General features: G+C 49.8%; 16 protein-coding genes. 3 read left to right on the top strand and 13 right to left on the bottom strand.

Annotated features, from left to right (window positions below; genetic code table 11):
* Positions 1-22: 22 nt before the first annotated feature.
* From treC to KNO72_RS15910, 6 genes are all read right to left on the bottom strand, one after another.
* On the bottom strand, positions 23-1,657 hold the full coding sequence (gene treC, locus KNO72_RS12660; protein ID WP_214758378.1) for an alpha,alpha-phosphotrehalase: 1,635 nt from the start codon (positions 1,655-1,657) through the stop codon (positions 23-25).
* Positions 1,658-1,739: 82 nt separating this feature from the next.
* The gene (gene treP, locus KNO72_RS12665; protein WP_047795045.1) at positions 1,740-3,188 is read right to left on the bottom strand and encodes a PTS system trehalose-specific EIIBC component; all 1,449 of its coding nucleotides are present in this window, start codon (positions 3,186-3,188) and stop codon (positions 1,740-1,742) included.
* A gap of 202 nt (positions 3,189-3,390) precedes the next feature.
* Complete coding sequence (treR, locus tag KNO72_RS12670; RefSeq protein ID WP_214683815.1) at positions 3,391-4,098, bottom strand: trehalose operon repressor; 708 nt, start codon at positions 4,096-4,098, stop codon at positions 3,391-3,393.
* 48 nt (positions 4,099-4,146) lie between these two features.
* The gene (locus KNO72_RS12675; protein WP_214683813.1) at positions 4,147-4,995 is read right to left on the bottom strand and encodes a DegV family protein; all 849 of its coding nucleotides are present in this window, start codon (positions 4,993-4,995) and stop codon (positions 4,147-4,149) included.
* 107 nt (positions 4,996-5,102) lie between these two features.
* On the bottom strand, positions 5,103-5,783 hold the full coding sequence (locus KNO72_RS12680) for a response regulator transcription factor (RefSeq protein WP_305823843.1): 681 nt from the start codon (positions 5,781-5,783) through the stop codon (positions 5,103-5,105).
* 22 nt (positions 5,784-5,805) lie between these two features.
* Positions 5,806-6,930, bottom strand: a complete 1,125-nt coding sequence (locus KNO72_RS15910) for a sensor histidine kinase (RefSeq protein ID WP_214683811.1) — start codon at positions 6,928-6,930, stop codon at positions 5,806-5,808.
* Between the two features lie 179 nt (positions 6,931-7,109).
* Between KNO72_RS15910 and KNO72_RS12690 the strand changes: the two genes are divergently transcribed.
* Both KNO72_RS12690 and KNO72_RS12695 read left to right on the top strand, forming a co-directional pair.
* Positions 7,110-7,751: a YigZ family protein gene (locus tag KNO72_RS12690; RefSeq protein WP_012726992.1), complete on the top strand. Its 642-nt coding sequence runs from the start codon at positions 7,110-7,112 to the stop codon at positions 7,749-7,751.
* A gap of 41 nt (positions 7,752-7,792) precedes the next feature.
* The gene (locus tag KNO72_RS12695; RefSeq protein WP_214758380.1) at positions 7,793-8,800 is read left to right on the top strand and encodes an LCP family protein; all 1,008 of its coding nucleotides are present in this window, start codon (positions 7,793-7,795) and stop codon (positions 8,798-8,800) included.
* Between the two features lie 39 nt (positions 8,801-8,839).
* On the opposite strand, the gene KNO72_RS12700 is transcribed toward KNO72_RS12695, so the two are convergent.
* The 5 genes from KNO72_RS12700 to KNO72_RS12720 form a co-directional block, all read right to left on the bottom strand.
* Positions 8,840-9,892, bottom strand: coding sequence for a glycosyltransferase family 4 protein (locus KNO72_RS12700; RefSeq protein ID WP_078147360.1), 1,053 nt, complete (start codon positions 9,890-9,892; stop codon positions 8,840-8,842).
* Between the two features lie 122 nt (positions 9,893-10,014).
* Positions 10,015-10,422: a Rok-like winged helix domain-containing protein gene (locus tag KNO72_RS12705; RefSeq protein WP_078147361.1), complete on the bottom strand. Its 408-nt coding sequence runs from the start codon at positions 10,420-10,422 to the stop codon at positions 10,015-10,017.
* Positions 10,423-10,640: 218 nt separating this feature from the next.
* Entirely contained in the window at positions 10,641-11,306 is a 666-nt protein-coding gene (gene pgmB, locus KNO72_RS12710) for a beta-phosphoglucomutase (protein ID WP_012726996.1), read from the bottom strand.
* 200 nt (positions 11,307-11,506) lie between these two features.
* Positions 11,507-11,842 carry an Asp23/Gls24 family envelope stress response protein gene (locus KNO72_RS12715; protein WP_078147362.1) on the bottom strand — a complete coding sequence of 112 codons (336 nt, stop codon included), beginning with the start codon at positions 11,840-11,842 and terminating at the stop codon, positions 11,507-11,509.
* A 74-nt stretch (positions 11,843-11,916) separates the two neighbouring features.
* Positions 11,917-12,972: an acyltransferase family protein gene (locus KNO72_RS12720; RefSeq protein ID WP_214758382.1), complete on the bottom strand. Its 1,056-nt coding sequence runs from the start codon at positions 12,970-12,972 to the stop codon at positions 11,917-11,919.
* A 326-nt stretch (positions 12,973-13,298) separates the two neighbouring features.
* On the opposite strand from KNO72_RS12720, the gene KNO72_RS12725 reads away from it, so the two are divergent.
* Positions 13,299-13,787, top strand: a complete 489-nt coding sequence (locus KNO72_RS12725) for a hypothetical protein (RefSeq protein ID WP_214683800.1) — start codon at positions 13,299-13,301, stop codon at positions 13,785-13,787.
* Between the two features lie 5 nt (positions 13,788-13,792).
* On the opposite strand, the gene KNO72_RS12730 is transcribed toward KNO72_RS12725, so the two are convergent.
* Both KNO72_RS12730 and KNO72_RS12735 read right to left on the bottom strand, forming a co-directional pair.
* Entirely contained in the window at positions 13,793-14,392 is a 600-nt protein-coding gene (locus KNO72_RS12730; RefSeq protein WP_214758384.1) for an alpha/beta hydrolase, read from the bottom strand.
* Complete coding sequence (locus KNO72_RS12735; RefSeq protein ID WP_078147365.1) at positions 14,389-15,333, bottom strand: ring-cleaving dioxygenase; 945 nt, start codon at positions 15,331-15,333, stop codon at positions 14,389-14,391. Before KNO72_RS12735 ends, KNO72_RS12730 begins: the two co-directional genes overlap by 4 nt.
* Positions 15,334-15,379 lie beyond the last annotated feature (46 nt).

The following is a 15,379-nucleotide window of genomic DNA, read 5'->3' on the forward strand; positions in this document are numbered from 1 at the left end:
CGAAAGCGTCGGGTCCTATTTGTTACTTCTGTTTGTAGAACATGATCGCCTCGTACGGACGAAGGGACAGCGTCGTCCCGTCGAGCTCAGGCACGTCATAGTTGTGGCTGACGACGTTCACCCGCTCGAACCCTTCCGGAATCGTATACGTCGTTTCCGTTCCATAGAAGTTGGCGACGACGAGAAGTTCCTCGCGGTCGGTCTTCCGTGTATATGCCCAAACGTCCAACGAATCAGGTGTGAGAAGCGTGTAATCCCCATCCGTCAAGACGTCAAGTTCTTTTCGTAATGCAATCAAATGTTTGTAGTGGTAGAACACCGAGTTCGGATCACGAAGCGCCGTCTCGACGTTCACGTCCTCATAGTTCGGTGCCACGTTGATCCACGGCGTGCCGCTCGTGAAGCCGGCATGCGTCGTCGCATCCCACTGCATCGGCGTCCGCGAGTTGTCGCGTGACTTCTGTTTGATGGCGGCCATCATGTCTTCGTGCGACACGCCCTCTTCCCGCTTCAACTTGTAGATGTTGAGCGTCTCGATATCCCGATATTCGTCGAGCGAGTCGAAGCCAGGATTCGTCATCCCGATTTCTTCCCCTTGATAGATATACGGTGTCCCTTGAAGGCCGTGGAGCACGGTCGCGAGCATCTTCGCGCTCTCGACGCGATGGTTCGTGTCGTTCCCGAAACGGCTGACGACGCGCGGTTGGTCATGGTTGCACCAGAAGATGGCGTTCCATCCCTTCCCGTGCATCCCTTGTTGCCACGTCGACATGATGTCTTTCAATTGAATGAAATCGAACGGTGCAGCGACGAACTTCTCCCCGTTCGGGTAGTCGACTTTCAAGTGGTGGAAGCTGAACGTCATGCTGAGCTCGTTCTCGTCCGGGTTTGAATAGCGGACGCAGTGGTCGAGCGTCGTCGAAGACATCTCCCCGACCGTGATGACGTCGTGCCCGTCGAATACTTCCCGGTTCATCTCTTTTAAATATTCGTGGATGCGTGGACCGTCCGTATAGAACTTGCGACCGTCCGACTCGTCTTCTGGGAAGTCCTGTTCTTTCGAGATGAGGTTGATGACGTCGAGACGGAATCCTTTGATTCCTTTCTCCCGCCAGAAGCGCATCATCTCATAGATGTCTTCACGCATCTGTTCATTCTCCCAGTTCAGGTCGGCCTGGGTCACGTCGAACAGGTGGAGATAATATTGCCCTCTCCTCTCATCATATTCCCACGCGCTTCCGCCAAACTTTGATTTCCAGTTCGTTGGTTCGTCGCGCCAGATGTAGTAGTCACGGTATCGCTCGTCTCTCGCCAATGATTTTTGGAACCATTCGTGCTCGGTCGACGAGTGGTTGACGACGATGTCCATCATGAGGCCGATGCCTCGCGCCTCTGCTTCACGGATCAATTCATCGAGGTCTTCCATCGTGCCGTAAGACGGGTCAATGGCATAGTAATCACTCACGTCATAGCCGTTATCGTGTTGAGGTGACTGATAGACAGGCGTCATCCAAATGTATTCGATGCCGAGTTCTGCCAAGTAATCCAGCTTCGCCGTCACCCCTTTGATCGATCCGGTCGCATTCCCTTCCGGACTGTAAAAACTTTTCGGGTAAATTTGATAGACGACTGATTTGCGCCAATTTTTCTGTGTCATCAACGACATCTCCTTTTTGTAAGAGTTTTCATTTCAATAAGAAAGAGGGAAGAACTGCCGTCCCTCCCTCCCGAGTCATTGCTTATGCGACTTTGTTTTCTTCAAGTTCACCTTTCTTCATGTAACGCTTCGACAAGATGAATGTGAGCGCGAACGGTACGATGATCGCGATGACCATGCCGACGATGAAGAGAAGGATTTTATCTGTGAAGATGGAGAGGAATCCAGGGAGTCCTCCGACACCGATGGCGATTGCTTGCACATCGTTCAATGTGATGAAGATGGCAGCGATTGCCGACCCGATCATCGCTGAATAGAACGGGAATTTATTTGGTAAGTTGACCCCGAACATGGCTGGCTCTGTGATTCCGAAATAAGCTGAAATGGCTGAAGTCGACGCCATGCTCTTTTGTTTAGCGTTGTGCTTGTAGACGAAGAACATCGCGAGTGCAGCCGAACCTTGAGCAATGTTTGAGAGTGCGATCATCGGCCAGATGAACGTACCGCCTGTATCGGCGATCAACTGAAGGTCGATGGCGATGAACAAGTGGTGCATCCCGGTGACGACGAGCGGCGCGTAGAACAAGCCGAAGAGGAGTGCCCCGACGACCGGTACGGCTTCAAACGTGTTGACGAGTCCTGTCGCAATCACGTTCCCGATTCCACGAGTGACCGGTCCAACGATTGCGAGTGCAAGGAATCCAGTGACGACGATGGTTGTGATCGGAACGACCAAGAGTTGGATGGCGTTCGGTACACGTTTTTTCAAGAACATCTCGATTTGGCTCAAAATATAAGCCGCAGCGAGAACCGGCAAGATTTGACCTTGATATCCGACTTTCTCAATTTCGAAGAGTCCGAGGATATCGAATGTCGGTACTTCTCCTTCAAGTGCTGCTGTCCCGTAGCCCCAAGCGTTCAAGAGATCCGGGTGAACGAGCAAGAGACCCATGACGATCCCGAGCACTTCGCTCCCACCGAAACGTTTCGTCGCCGACCAACCGACGAGTGCCGGTAAGAAGACGAATGACGTGTTCGCCATCATGTTGATGAGGTCCCAAAGTCCTTGTAAGTTCGGATACGCCTCGATGAGTGTCTTTCCGTCGATGAAGAGACCTTCAGAAGCGAGTAAGTTGTTGATCCCCATGAGGAGACCGGCCACGATGATGGCTGGAATGATTGGCATAAAGACGTCAGAGAAGACTTTGACGAGTTTTTGAAGCGGATTCATTTTTTTGCCGCCTGCGGATTTGACCTCGGCGACCGTTGCCGCCTCAAGTCCCGCGAGTTTGATGAACTCGGCATAGACGCGGTCGACATCACCGGCTCCGATGACGATTTGATACACGCCCGAGTTCTCGAACGCCCCTTTGACGAGATCGACTTCTTTCACACGTGCCTCATCGACTTTTGACTGGTCTTTGAGGGAGAGACGAAGACGTGTCACACAGTGTGCGGCTTTGTCCACGTTGTCTTTGCCGCCGATCGCGTCTAAAATCTCTGCGGCAATTTGACGATAATCTGCCTTCATGTTGAATGTCCTCCTTTGTTTGAAAACTGTAAATGAAAACGGTTACTTATGAGTACAAACAAAGTATAACTTATCTATATAAGTTAAGTCAACAACTTATATATATGAGTTGAACATGAAAGTTTTGCGTTGTGATTTACTGTTAAAATTCCCCTATTTTGACTTAGGACAAACAAAAAACCCCTTCCTGTACGAAAGAGGTTTACCTACGGGCGACGTCGCTAAACTGGAACTTGTCCAAGCGGTGACGCGACTCCGTATATTCAAATTGTTGTCCTTCATATAAGAACGTATCGTTCGTGATGACGATGACGTATTCATAGTCATGCAAGTCGAGCCGCTTCCGGTCGAGTTCGGTCACGTCTTCTGCCGCAATCTTTCGTTTGGCATAGCTGATCTGTAGGCCGAGCTCTCCTTCGATATATCCATAAATCGAACGAGCCGCAATCTCTTCTGTTAATCCAGGGACGAGGTCTTTGACGAAATAGTTGATATCTAAGATGACGTTCTCCCCGTCAAAGTTCCGAACCCGTTCGATGCGAAACACGTGCGTCCCCGCCGCCAAATTCATCCGTTCGGCGAGCCAAGTCGGGGCCTCCATCTCTTCAAACGAAGCGACGTGAGTCTGAATAGAACGACCGAGCATGCTCGCGTACACTTCTGAGAAACTGACGATGCCGTTGAATTGAAACTCGATCTGGTCCCGTTTCAATACGAACACGCCTTTTCCGTGATGCTTCCGGACATACCCGTTTTCCTGTAAAAGATCGAGCGCTTTTCGGACGGTTCCCCGGCTGGCCTCGAACTGATGCATCAACTCGGTCTCAGACGGAAGCTTTGAGTCAGCGGGTCTTGTTCCATTTCGCATCTCTTCTGCCAGACGCTCAAAGATTTGGCGATATTTCGCCATTTCATTCCCTCCTCCATTGAAAAAGACGACCTTAGACGGTCGTCTCTCTTACCATTCGCGACGATACCACGTGATGCCGATTGCACCAGGTCCGAGATGCGTTCCGATGACGGGACCGAAATGGCTTCCCGAGATGTGTGCTTTCGGGAACTTCTGTTTCATCGAAGCGAGCTCTTCCGCCTGACGCTCCGGGCAGTTGGCGTGAATGATGCCGATGCAGTAGCCTTCCCCGTCTCCGACAATCGATTCGTCCATCATCTCTTCGATTCGACGTACAGCCTTCTTGTATGTCCGAATCTTCTCGAACGGGACAATCAATTTATCCTGGAAATGAAGGACCGGCTTGATTTGTAAGAACGATCCGACGAGCGCTTGCGCCGCGCTCAACCGTCCACCGCGTTGCAAATGGTCGAGGTCATCGACGACGAAGTACGCACGAATCGAATCACGGACCGTTTCAAGCCGGGCGATGATTTCTTCTGGTGTCGCTCCGTTGTCACGGAGGTGAAGGGCCTCTTCGACCATGAACGCTTGCGGCATACACGAAATCTCGGAGTCAAACGCATGAACCGTCACATCGACCATGTCATTTAGCGCGACCATCGATTGGTACGTTCCGCTGATTCCACTGGAGAGCGTGATCGCAATCACGTCCGTCACATCGTCCGGCAAGCTCTCAATCAATTCCACCGTCTCACCGATGACCGGTTGCGACGTCGTCGGCAGATTCCCCGCCTCGATACGCTCATAAAACGCCTCGGTCGACATGTCAATCGACTCGCGGTACGACGCGCCATCGAAGATGACACTGAGTGGTGCGACATGGACGTCATGTCGCGCCAAAAAATCATCCGACAGATAGGCGGTACTGTCGGTTAAAATCGCAATGTTTCCCATACTATATCCTCACTTTACGTCGTTTCATTTTTCCAATTATGTTAGGATTCCATTCCATATTGTAACACAAAAACGAGGTAAAGCATCGGTGACGCTCAAATCTCGACCTAACCCCGGCGAATCGCATCCACGACGGCTTGTGTCCGGTCGTTCACGTCCATTTTACGAAGCACGGAGGAGACGTGGTTTTTAACCGTCTTCTCACTGATAAAGAGCATGTCACTGATGTCTCGGTTCGAGCGACCGTCGGCGAGAAGGTGTAACACCTCGACTTCACGGCGCGACAATAATTGATAGACCGGGTCATCTGTACGGCTCTCGACGCCACGTCCCGCCTGTTCCCCTTTGAATTGTAAGAGACGGCGGTAATCCTTCAGTACGTTCGTTGTCACTTTCGGATGAAGATACGCCCCATCCTTTGCGACGGCACGGACTGCCGAGATCAATTCTGTCGATGCGACTTCTTTTAATAAGAACCCTGATGCCCCTGCTTCAAGCGCATGCGTGATATACGACTCATCATCATGGATTGAAAGAATGAGGACACGTGTCTCTGGTGACAGGAGTGACAGTTGCTTTGTCGCCTCGATCCCGTTCATGTCTGGCATGTTGATATCCATGATCAAAATTTCAGGTTTTTGCTCGCCCGCGATGCGGATCGCTTCGCGCCCCGTGCGCCCTTCGGCGACAACCGTAAATTCATCCTCTAAATCAAAAATCCGCTTCAATCCTTCACGGAACAGTTCGTGATCATCCACGATTGCAATGCGTGTCTGTGTCATTTCCATGTATGTCTTCCCCCTTGTTCTCTCACGGAATCGGAATCGACATCCGGACGACCGTCCCTTTGCCGACTTCCGAGTCGATGGTGATGCTTCCGTTCACCAATTCAATTCGTTCGCGCATTCCAACAATCCCGAACGACCCTTCGCCAATCGTGCTCGACTCAAACCCGACACCGTAGTCGCGGACGTGAATGTGAATCACATCACTCGCCTGCTCGACATTGACGATGATTTCGGCAGTTTTTGCATGTTTGATCGCATTTTGGACCGATTCTTGAACGAGACGGAACACGTTAATCTCCAGTTTCTCCGGTAATCGCGCACGCGACCCCCGATAGTTGAGACGTGTCTTGATCGCCGTATACTCCTCCGTTTGATGGAGATAGCGTTCGAGCGTCGGCAAAAAGCCCAAATCGTCAAGCGACATCGGACGTAAATCATAGATTAAACGACGGACGTCGACGAGTGCCCCACGAATCAACTTTTTCAATTCATGTAATTCGGCAAACGCCTCGTCTTTTCCTCGTTTGTCAAACGTCTTTTCAATCAGGTCGGCCCGTATCAAAATATGAGCAAGCGATTGCGCTGGTCCATCGTGCATCTCGCGGGCGAGATGGCGCCGTTCGCGCTCGGCCGCTTCGAATACACCGATGGCCATCTCTTGCTTCTTCATCATGTCCGAATACTCTTGCTGTAGGTCATCCCGTAAGAAGTTCAAGACGACACTCACACGACCGATCAACTTTTCGGCACGTTCGATCGTATCCTCTAAAATGAGCAGACGACGCTCTAAGTCATTCCGACGTTGCTGTGCCGCCATCTCTTCTTTTTGAACAAGAAAACGCTCGAGTTGCATTTGATTCGCCCGTTCGTAGGCTTCACGAATTTCTTGTTCACTATGTATATGAAACTTTTTACTGACTTGAACGAGCTTGGCCTTTGAAGCTTTCACGATTCGGTCGAGTCGATCGGATTCCTCGATGTAGAACTCGATTTTATCCGTCAATTCTTTTAACTCATTTTGAATTGCTGAATATTCAGTTGCAGAACTTTCGGTTATACGGACAATCTCCTCTTTACTTTCCGTCACCGTTTCAATCATATTTGTTATGATATGTTCTAAAGCTGTCCGATCGGTAATATGATTCACGATGCCATCCCCTAATAGTTCGGTAGTTAATCCTCATCTATTCTTATATATCGTCCCACCCTAAACAGGTTTACAGCGGACATGAGAGATTTTCTATAATTCCATTCGCTATAAGTAGCGTATGTGCCTACTTGAATTCTAAAAAAAATATTCAAAAATAGAAAGGAGAATTTTCAGAAATGTCTATTGAGTCAAATTATACTATAAAACAAAGTGGAACATACGAAGTCGTTATCCAAAAATCAAAATTTATTGCTCATTTCAAACGTGTCGAAACCGAGGAAGAGGCGCAGACGTTCATCCAAGCCATCAAGAAAGAGCATTGGAACGCAAACCATAACTGTTCCGCCTACATCATCGGGGAACGAAACGAGCACCAGAAAGCGAATGACGACGGTGAGCCGAGCGGTACGGCCGGCATGCCGATGCTCGAGGTGTTACGCAAACGCCACTTGAAAGATACAGTCGTCGTCGTGACACGTTATTTCGGTGGAATCAAGCTCGGTGGCGGCGGACTCATACGTGCTTACGGTGGAACTGTGAGCGAAGGACTCGATGCGATCGGAATCGTCGAACGTCTACCGATGCAACAATTGACACTCACCGTCGACTATACTTGGATTGGGAAAGTCGAAAATGAGTTGAGACAGTCTAGCTACCTGCTCGATGACATCATCTACGCCGACCTCGTCACGTTTCATGTGTCGGTCCCCGTGGAAGAGACAGAAGAGGCACTCGCTTGGCTAACAGACATGACGAACGGTCAAGGTCAGCTTCAAACTCATACAATCCGCATCATTGAACGTGATTTCAAACGCTGAAACGCCTATACTAAAAGAAAAGACTGAAATGAGGAAACAACATGGAAACACCCCCACGCAAGAAAAAATCACCTTGGAAAATTGTCCTCATCGTGTTGGGTGTCGTATTGCTGATCGGTGGTTCCGCTTTCGGCTATTTTGTCTTCAAAGCGAATGAAACCGCCGAAAACGCGAACAAGGCGTTGGAACGTGGCGACAAGTCAGAACGTCGCGACGAGACCATCGACTTGACGAAAGATCACTTTTCCGTCCTGTTAGCAGGAGTCGATGGCGGCGCCTCGCTCGAGGAAGGACGGACCGATTCGCTCATGGTCGCCACGTTCAACAAGGAATCGCGGCAAGTGACGCTCGTCAGCATCCCACGTGACTCGTATGTCGATATCATCATCGACGATGAGGATCCGTTCAAAGACAAGATCAACCATGCGTATGCTTACGGAGGGATCGACACGACCATCGCGACCGTCGAGAACCTGCTCGACATCCCAATCGATTACTATGCGACCATCAACTTTGATGGAATCGAAGATTTGGTCGATGCGGTCGGTGGCGTCGAGATTGACGTCCTCATCCCCATCTCCGGAAAAGCGACCGGAAATGTCGAGCTAGAGCCTGGCGTTCAAGTCTTGAACGGAAAAGAAGCACTTGCCTATGCGCGGATGCGAAAACAAGACCCTGCCGGCGACATCGGTCGAGCCGGTCGACAACAGCAAGTCATCGAGGCCATCATCAACGAGGCGACGACCATCAACTCGTTTACGAAGCTGAACCGGATCATGAACGCCGTCGGCGAGAACATTCGAACAAACATGTCGTTGTCAGAGGCTTCTCAGCTTCAACCGTACGCAAAATCGTTGAAGTCGTTTAACCGAGAAACGCTCGAAGGGAACGATTTGACGTTAAACGGTGTGTATTATTACGAACTCGACCCTGTTGACCTTCGCGATGCTCAGGCGCTTCTGCAAACGGAACTCGGCTTGCCTGTGACAGCGGATGAACCATCGACAGACGAAACGGACGATTCGATGACCGAAACGACCACATACTAAAAAAGTAACCGGTATCGTCACGCGATACCGGTTACTTTTTTACGCTCTAGGTCGTCCGAGCAATCGTCGGGACGTACGGATGATCGGTTTATAGTTCGGATGAATCAGTTCAGTCGATTCCACGATCAATTCGATGACAATTAACACGACGATGAACGTGATGACCGCACCGAGCATCGTCGTCTTGGCGAACAAGATGGATGAGATGCCAAAGAATAAGGTCATCCCGTACATGAGTAGGACCGCCTGCCGTGTCGTGAAGCCCATATCGATCAACTGGTGATGCATATGCGATTTATCCGGCGACATCGGCGGTCGTCCCTGGACGAGTCGACGCACGATGGCGAAGATCGTATCCGAGATCGGTAACCCGAGCAAGAGGACCGGGACAACGAGCGAGAACAACGTCACGTTCTTAAATCCGATGAGCGAGAAGACAGCGAGCATATATCCGAGGAACAGTGCCCCCGTATCGCCCATAAAGATTTTCGCCGGGTAGAAATTATGGACGAGAAACCCGAGCGTGCTCGCAAGGAGCAAGAGCGCCATCATCGTCAAATAGACGTTTCCCTGAATGATGGCCAAGACAGCAATCGTCCCGAGGGCGATGCTCGACACACCCGCGGCGAGACCATCGAGACCGTCAATCAAATTGATGGCGTTCGTGATCCCAATCAGCCAGAGGACGGTGATCGGGATGCTCCATGACCCAAGGTAGAGTTGCTGGTCGAACGGAAGATTGATGAGTTCGATTCGCATCCCCGAGTTCAAGACGACGACCGTCGCAATCATCTGCCCCATCAGCTTGACGCGGGCCGATAATTGGAACCGGTCATCGATCAGTCCGGTAAGGAGAATCACGACAGCCCCGATCAAGATGGCATCGTTATAACGACTCGTCGGAAGCAGCAAGGCGTAGCCGATGAAGAATGCGATAAAAATCGCGAGACCCCCGATTCGTGGCATCGTCCGTAAATGTACTTTTCGTGCGTTCGGATGATCGACTGCACCGATGAAAAATGCGAATCGACGAACGAGCGGTGTAATCAAGATGGCCATCACAAAACTGACCAACATGGCAATCCATAGCATGGGCCGACAGTTCCTCTCTCAAAAAAATAGACTCTGGCGAATTATATCATATTTTGAATTCATGAGTAGATATCAGTCCGTTTACAACAAAAGCCGATGAGGCGTTCCCCATCGGCTCAGGATTATGAAAGTGTCGATGCCACTTCTTCTGTCGGTTCGTATGTATACAAGCCGCGACCAATTTTTTTGATTTCTGGATTGACCCCTTCAATCTTCACCATCAATTGGTAAATGTTGCTGATGTGATGACGGTAACGAAGTTCAAGTTCCATTTGAATATCACGCACGCTCATCGTCTGACGCTCTTTCAGTAAATCCGTCACTTGATGAACGTACACCTCGAGCGGATAACGCTGGTTCACACGTCGTGGACGTAGGCGTTTTGACGCATCAGTCATTGGGTCCTTCTCTTCTCTATCTCGACTCAATTCCGCAATCAAATACTCGGCACGTCGTTGCAATTGACGATACGACTCTTCAATTTCCATCAATTCTCGATAAATGTGGTCATTGACATTCGTAGATTCCATACACAAATCCCCTTCTACATCCAATTATAATTTGGAATTCCCTAATTTAAATCAGCAATTCCTAATAATCCCTCTATATCTTCTATAAAAGTGTAACGGATTTGTAATGTGTTTGTCATCTCTTTTTGGGCAATTCTGTCTATTTAGGACTTTTGACTCAAAAAAAGACGACGACTGTTCGGGGCAGTCGTCGTCTCACGGAAGATGATTGTAGCCATTTACACGTGAACGCGTTCGAGGATGCGTTCAAGTGAAAGTTCGTCAGTAGAAGCGACGATGAGGTCTGCATGACCAAGCATCGATTCTTCTCCGACGGCGACAGCAAACATATTTGCCGCTTTGATTGCAGTTACGCCGGCAGCCGCATCTTCAACGCCGATGGCGAGTTCGGGTTTCACACCAAGGGCAGAAGCGGCCTTCAAAAACACTTCGGGGTGTGGTTTTGACTGGGCGACAGTTGCTGCATCGACGATATGGTCGAAGTAATGGCGGACACCAAGTGCATCAACGACCGCAAATGCGTTCTTTGAAGCAGAAGCCATTCCAATTTTGAGTCCCGCCTCTTTGATTTCATCGAGGAATGAAACGATACCAGGAAGAAGATCGTCGGATGAGATATGTTGAATGAGTTCAACGTAGTGCTCGTTTTTCTTTTGTGCGAGTTCTTCTTTCTCTTCCGGTGTGAAATCGTTCTGTTTACCGCCGAGCGTAAGAATCCGCTCAAGCGACTCAGTTCGACTCACGCCTTTGAGCGTTTCGTTGAATTCGCGGTCAAATGGAATTCCGAGCTCTTCACCGAGCTGCTTCCAAGCGAGGTAATGGTACTCTGCCGTGTCAGTGATGACACCGTCCAAATCGAAAATCACTGCTTCAATCGTTGACATACATGCTTTCCGCCTTTCCTTCAAATGCTTGTGTCGTCAGACTACATTTAGGGAACTTGACAAGTACCCGCCGCACGTTTGGTCAATGATGCAAACGGTTGCACTTGTTCGATTTCTATTATAAATGAAAACGTTATCTTGATGCAACCGTTTTCGCAAAAATCAAAAAAAGAGAAGAGCCTGTGCTCTCCCCTTTCTTATCACAGCTGAATTCCGACCACTTTCACGTTCACAGAACGTGGTGTCATCGCAAGCATCGTGTCCATATCTTGCGTGATGCGCTCTTGGACGGCCGTCACCGTTTTGATGATCGACTGTCCGTAAGCGATGTAAAGCGATAGGTTGATGGTGATGCCTTTGTCCGACTCATCGACTTTCACGTGTTTCATGAGCGCACGCTCTGACAATTTCGTGTCTTCTTGCGTGAACGAGACGTATTTCGTTTCTTTGACCGCGACCGCGGCGATCATTTCAACGACGTGACGTGATACGTTCACGTCGCCTTCTGTGCTGTACATTCCATTTTCGTATGGCATAGGGTCACTTCCTTAACTCTAGTTTCGTTTCTTCTTAATAAAGTGTAGCGGAAATGTTGCGTTTAGAAAAGACTTTACCCTTTTACACCTTTCGTATTTTGGACACGCTTCACGTCAATCTCGACGAGCGGACGCAAGAGACGGACCATCGGTGGACTGATAATCACGAGGACCATCACAAAGGCGACCCCGAACAAGACGAGCAGTTGCATCCATGATGTCGGCATGAACCCAGCCGGTATAAACGCCTTCCAGGCGACAACAAAGAAGACGTGGACGAGATAGACGTACAGACTATACTGCCCGGCACGCGAAAAAATCGGGAGCTGTCGTCCTGGGATGATGAGCGTGAAACTAATTGACATGAGGAGCGACACCGTATAAACGATCAAAAAGGCGAACGGTCCACTCCACATCGCCTCTGGGACGGCCGTGTCATAGGCGAAACGGAATTTGAACAAGTTCCCGATATGATAGAACGTATCGTCTTGCTGGACGCGCATCGAGACCAAGAGCCCCAGTGTGAGCGCGGTGAAGACAATCGCCCCACCGATGCGATATCGGTTCCGGTGCTCGGCCCGTTTCGGTAACTCAAAGAAGTTGAGCGTATTGCGCTCGGACATCCAGTTCCCAATCAAGAAGAACGGATAGAACATGATGACTTTCCGCAACGCGAAATACCCCGTCGCCTCGGCTTGGAATCCGAACAGGAGCGCGAATAATAGGGCATACAACACGTACCCCTTCAGTTGTGTCACATACGGGGTGATGATGTACCAGAAAATGATGGCCATCAGATACCAAAGCGCCCAGTACGGCTTCAACAAATTTAGACCCGGATTTTCAAGTGAGAAAATCGGAATCCCTTCTGTAAATGCGAACCATGACCCAAGGATGACCTGCCAAATGACATAGACCACGAATAGCTGGATTACGCGCAAATAGCGGTTCTCCCGATAAAAGTAACCGCTCAACATGATGAACAACGGCATGTGGAAGGTATACAGGAACAGATACACCCACTTTGGTAAAATATCGTCATAAGCGCCGCGGACTTCGGTCAACAAGTGTCCGAAGACGACGAGTAGGACAAGCACTCCTTTAATATTGTCATACCAATAATTTCTCATAACATTCCCTCTTGCTCTCTATGATGACTGCAATGAAGCTGACCTTCATGTTTTCACGTTCTCTTTACAGACAGAATCCATATAGGTCTTGGAAAATTCCCTCACCTATCATAAGCGATTCCTCCACAAAGTGAAATTACGTTTCAACAAAATTTTCATGTCTTCACTGTCATCATTCCCGTAATTCGAAGAATGCAAGCCGAAACGTCAAAAAATCCTCACGATTCAGCATGTTGTGTGCGTATTCAAATAGACGGGATTGGGTACAGTATAGTATAGTAGTGTTACTTAATATTCAGAATATTCTAATAAAGGAGGTGGAGAGAATGGCATCGATCATCCGGAATCGACATCATATGGTGCACGACCCAAAACGTTCATTCTCTAACTTCGGATTCTGGTGGTTCATCAGCGTCTTTTCCGTCGGATTGCTCCTTGTCGCCTTCGAGTCCGTCCGCAACGGGTTCTCTGCCATTCATCCTGTCTTATCTAGCATGGTTTTCCTCGGTCTCACGTTCGTGCTCGGTGTCTGCGCCAAGCTGGCTCGTGACGTCTGGTGGCTCAACTACTTACTTGAGCGCACCCAAAACCGCTACTTATACATCGGTGGCGACACGCTCCAAAGTTGGCAGTATACGCTCGACTCGATTTGGTTGCTCACGCGCACCTCACAAAAAAAGCTCGGCCGATTGTATATCCAAATCGACCGAACTGTGCGTGCTGAGGAAGCGAAACGTTTATTCGCCGCCTATTTGATTGACCGAGGGGTCCTCGTCGTCTATTCTCGTCCGAACAAACCGAAAAAAATGGCTTGAATGAATCAGTCGAGGTATGCGGCAATCCATGTCCGTGCTGCCTCGACTTCTTCCATGCGAAGTTCATGTCCTCCCGAGTGATAGAAGAGCTCGACGTCCGCTCCCGCGTTTCGGAGTGTCGACGTCAGCTCTTCTGTTTCTGTTTTCGGGCAAATCGGGTCGCGTTCGCCAGCCGAGATGAACACGTTCGTTCCTGACAAGTCAGGTAGCGTCAATGAACGGTCCGGTACCATCGGGTGGAATAGGAGTGAAGCAGTGAACGCCGGATGACGGTAAAGTGCCGACCCGATCAAATTCGCCCCGTTCGAATAGCCGAGCGGGATCATCTTGTCTCGGTCGATACCATACGTTGTCGCAGCTTCATCTAAAAACTGAAGGAAGCGCTCTGTCTGTTTCTTTAAATCTTCAAGGTCGAGCACCCCTTCCGCGTGGCGACGGAAGAAACGGGACATCCCGTTTTCAATGACATCCCCTCGAAGCGTCAAGATGTTCGCCTCGGTCGACAGTTCTTTCGCGAGCGGAATCAAATCCTGCTCGGTCCCTCCAGTTCCGTGTAATAAAACGAGTGTCGTCTCTTTGGTACCTTGAATGAATTGATGAATCATATGCGTTCTCCTCTCGGGATCGTGATTGTTGGTAGTGTGCGGACGATTTTATCTCGGTCCGCTTCAAGCCATGGCGGTAAGCGCAACGTCTCACCAAGCGTGTCAACGGATTCGTCCACGGTGAATCCAGGTACGTCCGTCGCGAGTTCGTGCAGGATGCGACCGGCATCATGGAAATAGACGGAGCGGAAGTAGTTTCGTTCTTTCACTTCGGTCGGTCTTAACCCAAGGTCAAAGATGGCATCTTGCCAGGTCGGATAATGTTCTCCGTCAGAAATGCGCCACGCGATGTGATGAACTGTTCCCGTCCCAGGGACCCCGTTCGGTAAAATCGTTTTCTTCACATCGATGACGTTCCCGTAATCTGCTGACCCTTTCAAACGGATCCACTCTTCATCCTCTGCGACCCGTTCAAAGCCGAACAGTTCCGTCAACAAGCGCACGGTTTCGTCCGGTGCTTTCGACAACAAGGTCGCTCCGGCGAATCCGACAATTGCTTCATGTTCTGTGATACCGGGGATGACCCAGCGTGTCTGTTTAGAGCTCGGTCGGGCGACGAGTTCGACGACGAGTCCGTCCGGGTCTTCAAATAAAAGTGATGCCTCGCTGAACCGTTCAGTGGCGACGGTCGCGATGCCGTGCTGTTGTAGTCTTTCTTCCCAGAACGGTAAACTTCCTGCCGGTACGAGATAAGTCGTCACGCCAACCTGTCCGCTCCCGACCTGCCCTTTCCCTAAGCCCGGGATCGGGAAAAACGTGATCACCGTCCCTGGTGTTCCGACTTCGTCCCCAAAATAGAGATGATACGTGCCCGGGTCATCAAAATTGACGGTCTGTTTCACGAAGCGGAGACCGAGTACCTGTCCATAAAAATCTAGCGTACGTTGCGGGTCTTGTACCATCGACGAAATGTGATGGATTCCCGTAGACTGCGTTTTCATTGTCATCCTCCTTTTATTATCTTGATTTCAAGATAAATCATTTACC

Origin of the sequence: Exiguobacterium sp. s123, from assembly GCF_018617075.1 — a bacterium.
Taxonomy (GTDB): domain Bacteria; phylum Bacillota; class Bacilli; order Exiguobacteriales; family Exiguobacteriaceae; genus Exiguobacterium; species Exiguobacterium profundum.

Excerpts from the sequence above, each read along its gene's own strand:
- treC (WP_214758378.1), bottom strand. The coding sequence starts at position 1,657 with ATGACACAGAAAAATTGGCGCAAATCAGTCGTCTATCAAATTTACCCG.
- KNO72_RS12695 (WP_214758380.1), top strand. The coding sequence starts at position 7,793 with ATGGAAACACCCCCACGCAAGAAAAAATCACCTTGGAAAATTGTCCTC.
- KNO72_RS12730 (WP_214758384.1), bottom strand. The coding sequence starts at position 14,392 with ATGATTCATCAATTCATTCAAGGTACCAAAGAGACGACACTCGTTTTA.
- KNO72_RS12705 (WP_078147361.1), bottom strand. The coding sequence starts at position 10,422 with ATGGAATCTACGAATGTCAATGACCACATTTATCGAGAATTGATGGAA.
- KNO72_RS12690 (WP_012726992.1), top strand. The coding sequence starts at position 7,110 with ATGTCTATTGAGTCAAATTATACTATAAAACAAAGTGGAACATACGAA.
- pgmB (WP_012726996.1), bottom strand. The coding sequence starts at position 11,306 with ATGTCAACGATTGAAGCAGTGATTTTCGATTTGGACGGTGTCATCACT.
- KNO72_RS12675 (WP_214683813.1), bottom strand. The coding sequence starts at position 4,995 with ATGGGAAACATTGCGATTTTAACCGACAGTACCGCCTATCTGTCGGAT.
- KNO72_RS12720 (WP_214758382.1), bottom strand. The coding sequence starts at position 12,972 with ATGAGAAATTATTGGTATGACAATATTAAAGGAGTGCTTGTCCTACTC.
- KNO72_RS12735 (WP_078147365.1), bottom strand. The coding sequence starts at position 15,333 with ATGAAAACGCAGTCTACGGGAATCCATCACATTTCGTCGATGGTACAA.
- treP (WP_047795045.1), bottom strand. The coding sequence starts at position 3,188 with ATGAAGGCAGATTATCGTCAAATTGCCGCAGAGATTTTAGACGCGATC.
- KNO72_RS12715 (WP_078147362.1), bottom strand. The coding sequence starts at position 11,842 with ATGCCATACGAAAATGGAATGTACAGCACAGAAGGCGACGTGAACGTA.
- KNO72_RS12725 (WP_214683800.1), top strand. The coding sequence starts at position 13,299 with ATGGCATCGATCATCCGGAATCGACATCATATGGTGCACGACCCAAAA.
- treR (WP_214683815.1), bottom strand. The coding sequence starts at position 4,098 with ATGGCGAAATATCGCCAAATCTTTGAGCGTCTGGCAGAAGAGATGCGA.
- KNO72_RS12680 (WP_305823843.1), bottom strand. The coding sequence starts at position 5,783 with ATGGAAATGACACAGACACGCATTGCAATCGTGGATGATCACGAACTG.
- KNO72_RS12700 (WP_078147360.1), bottom strand. The coding sequence starts at position 9,892 with ATGCTATGGATTGCCATGTTGGTCAGTTTTGTGATGGCCATCTTGATT.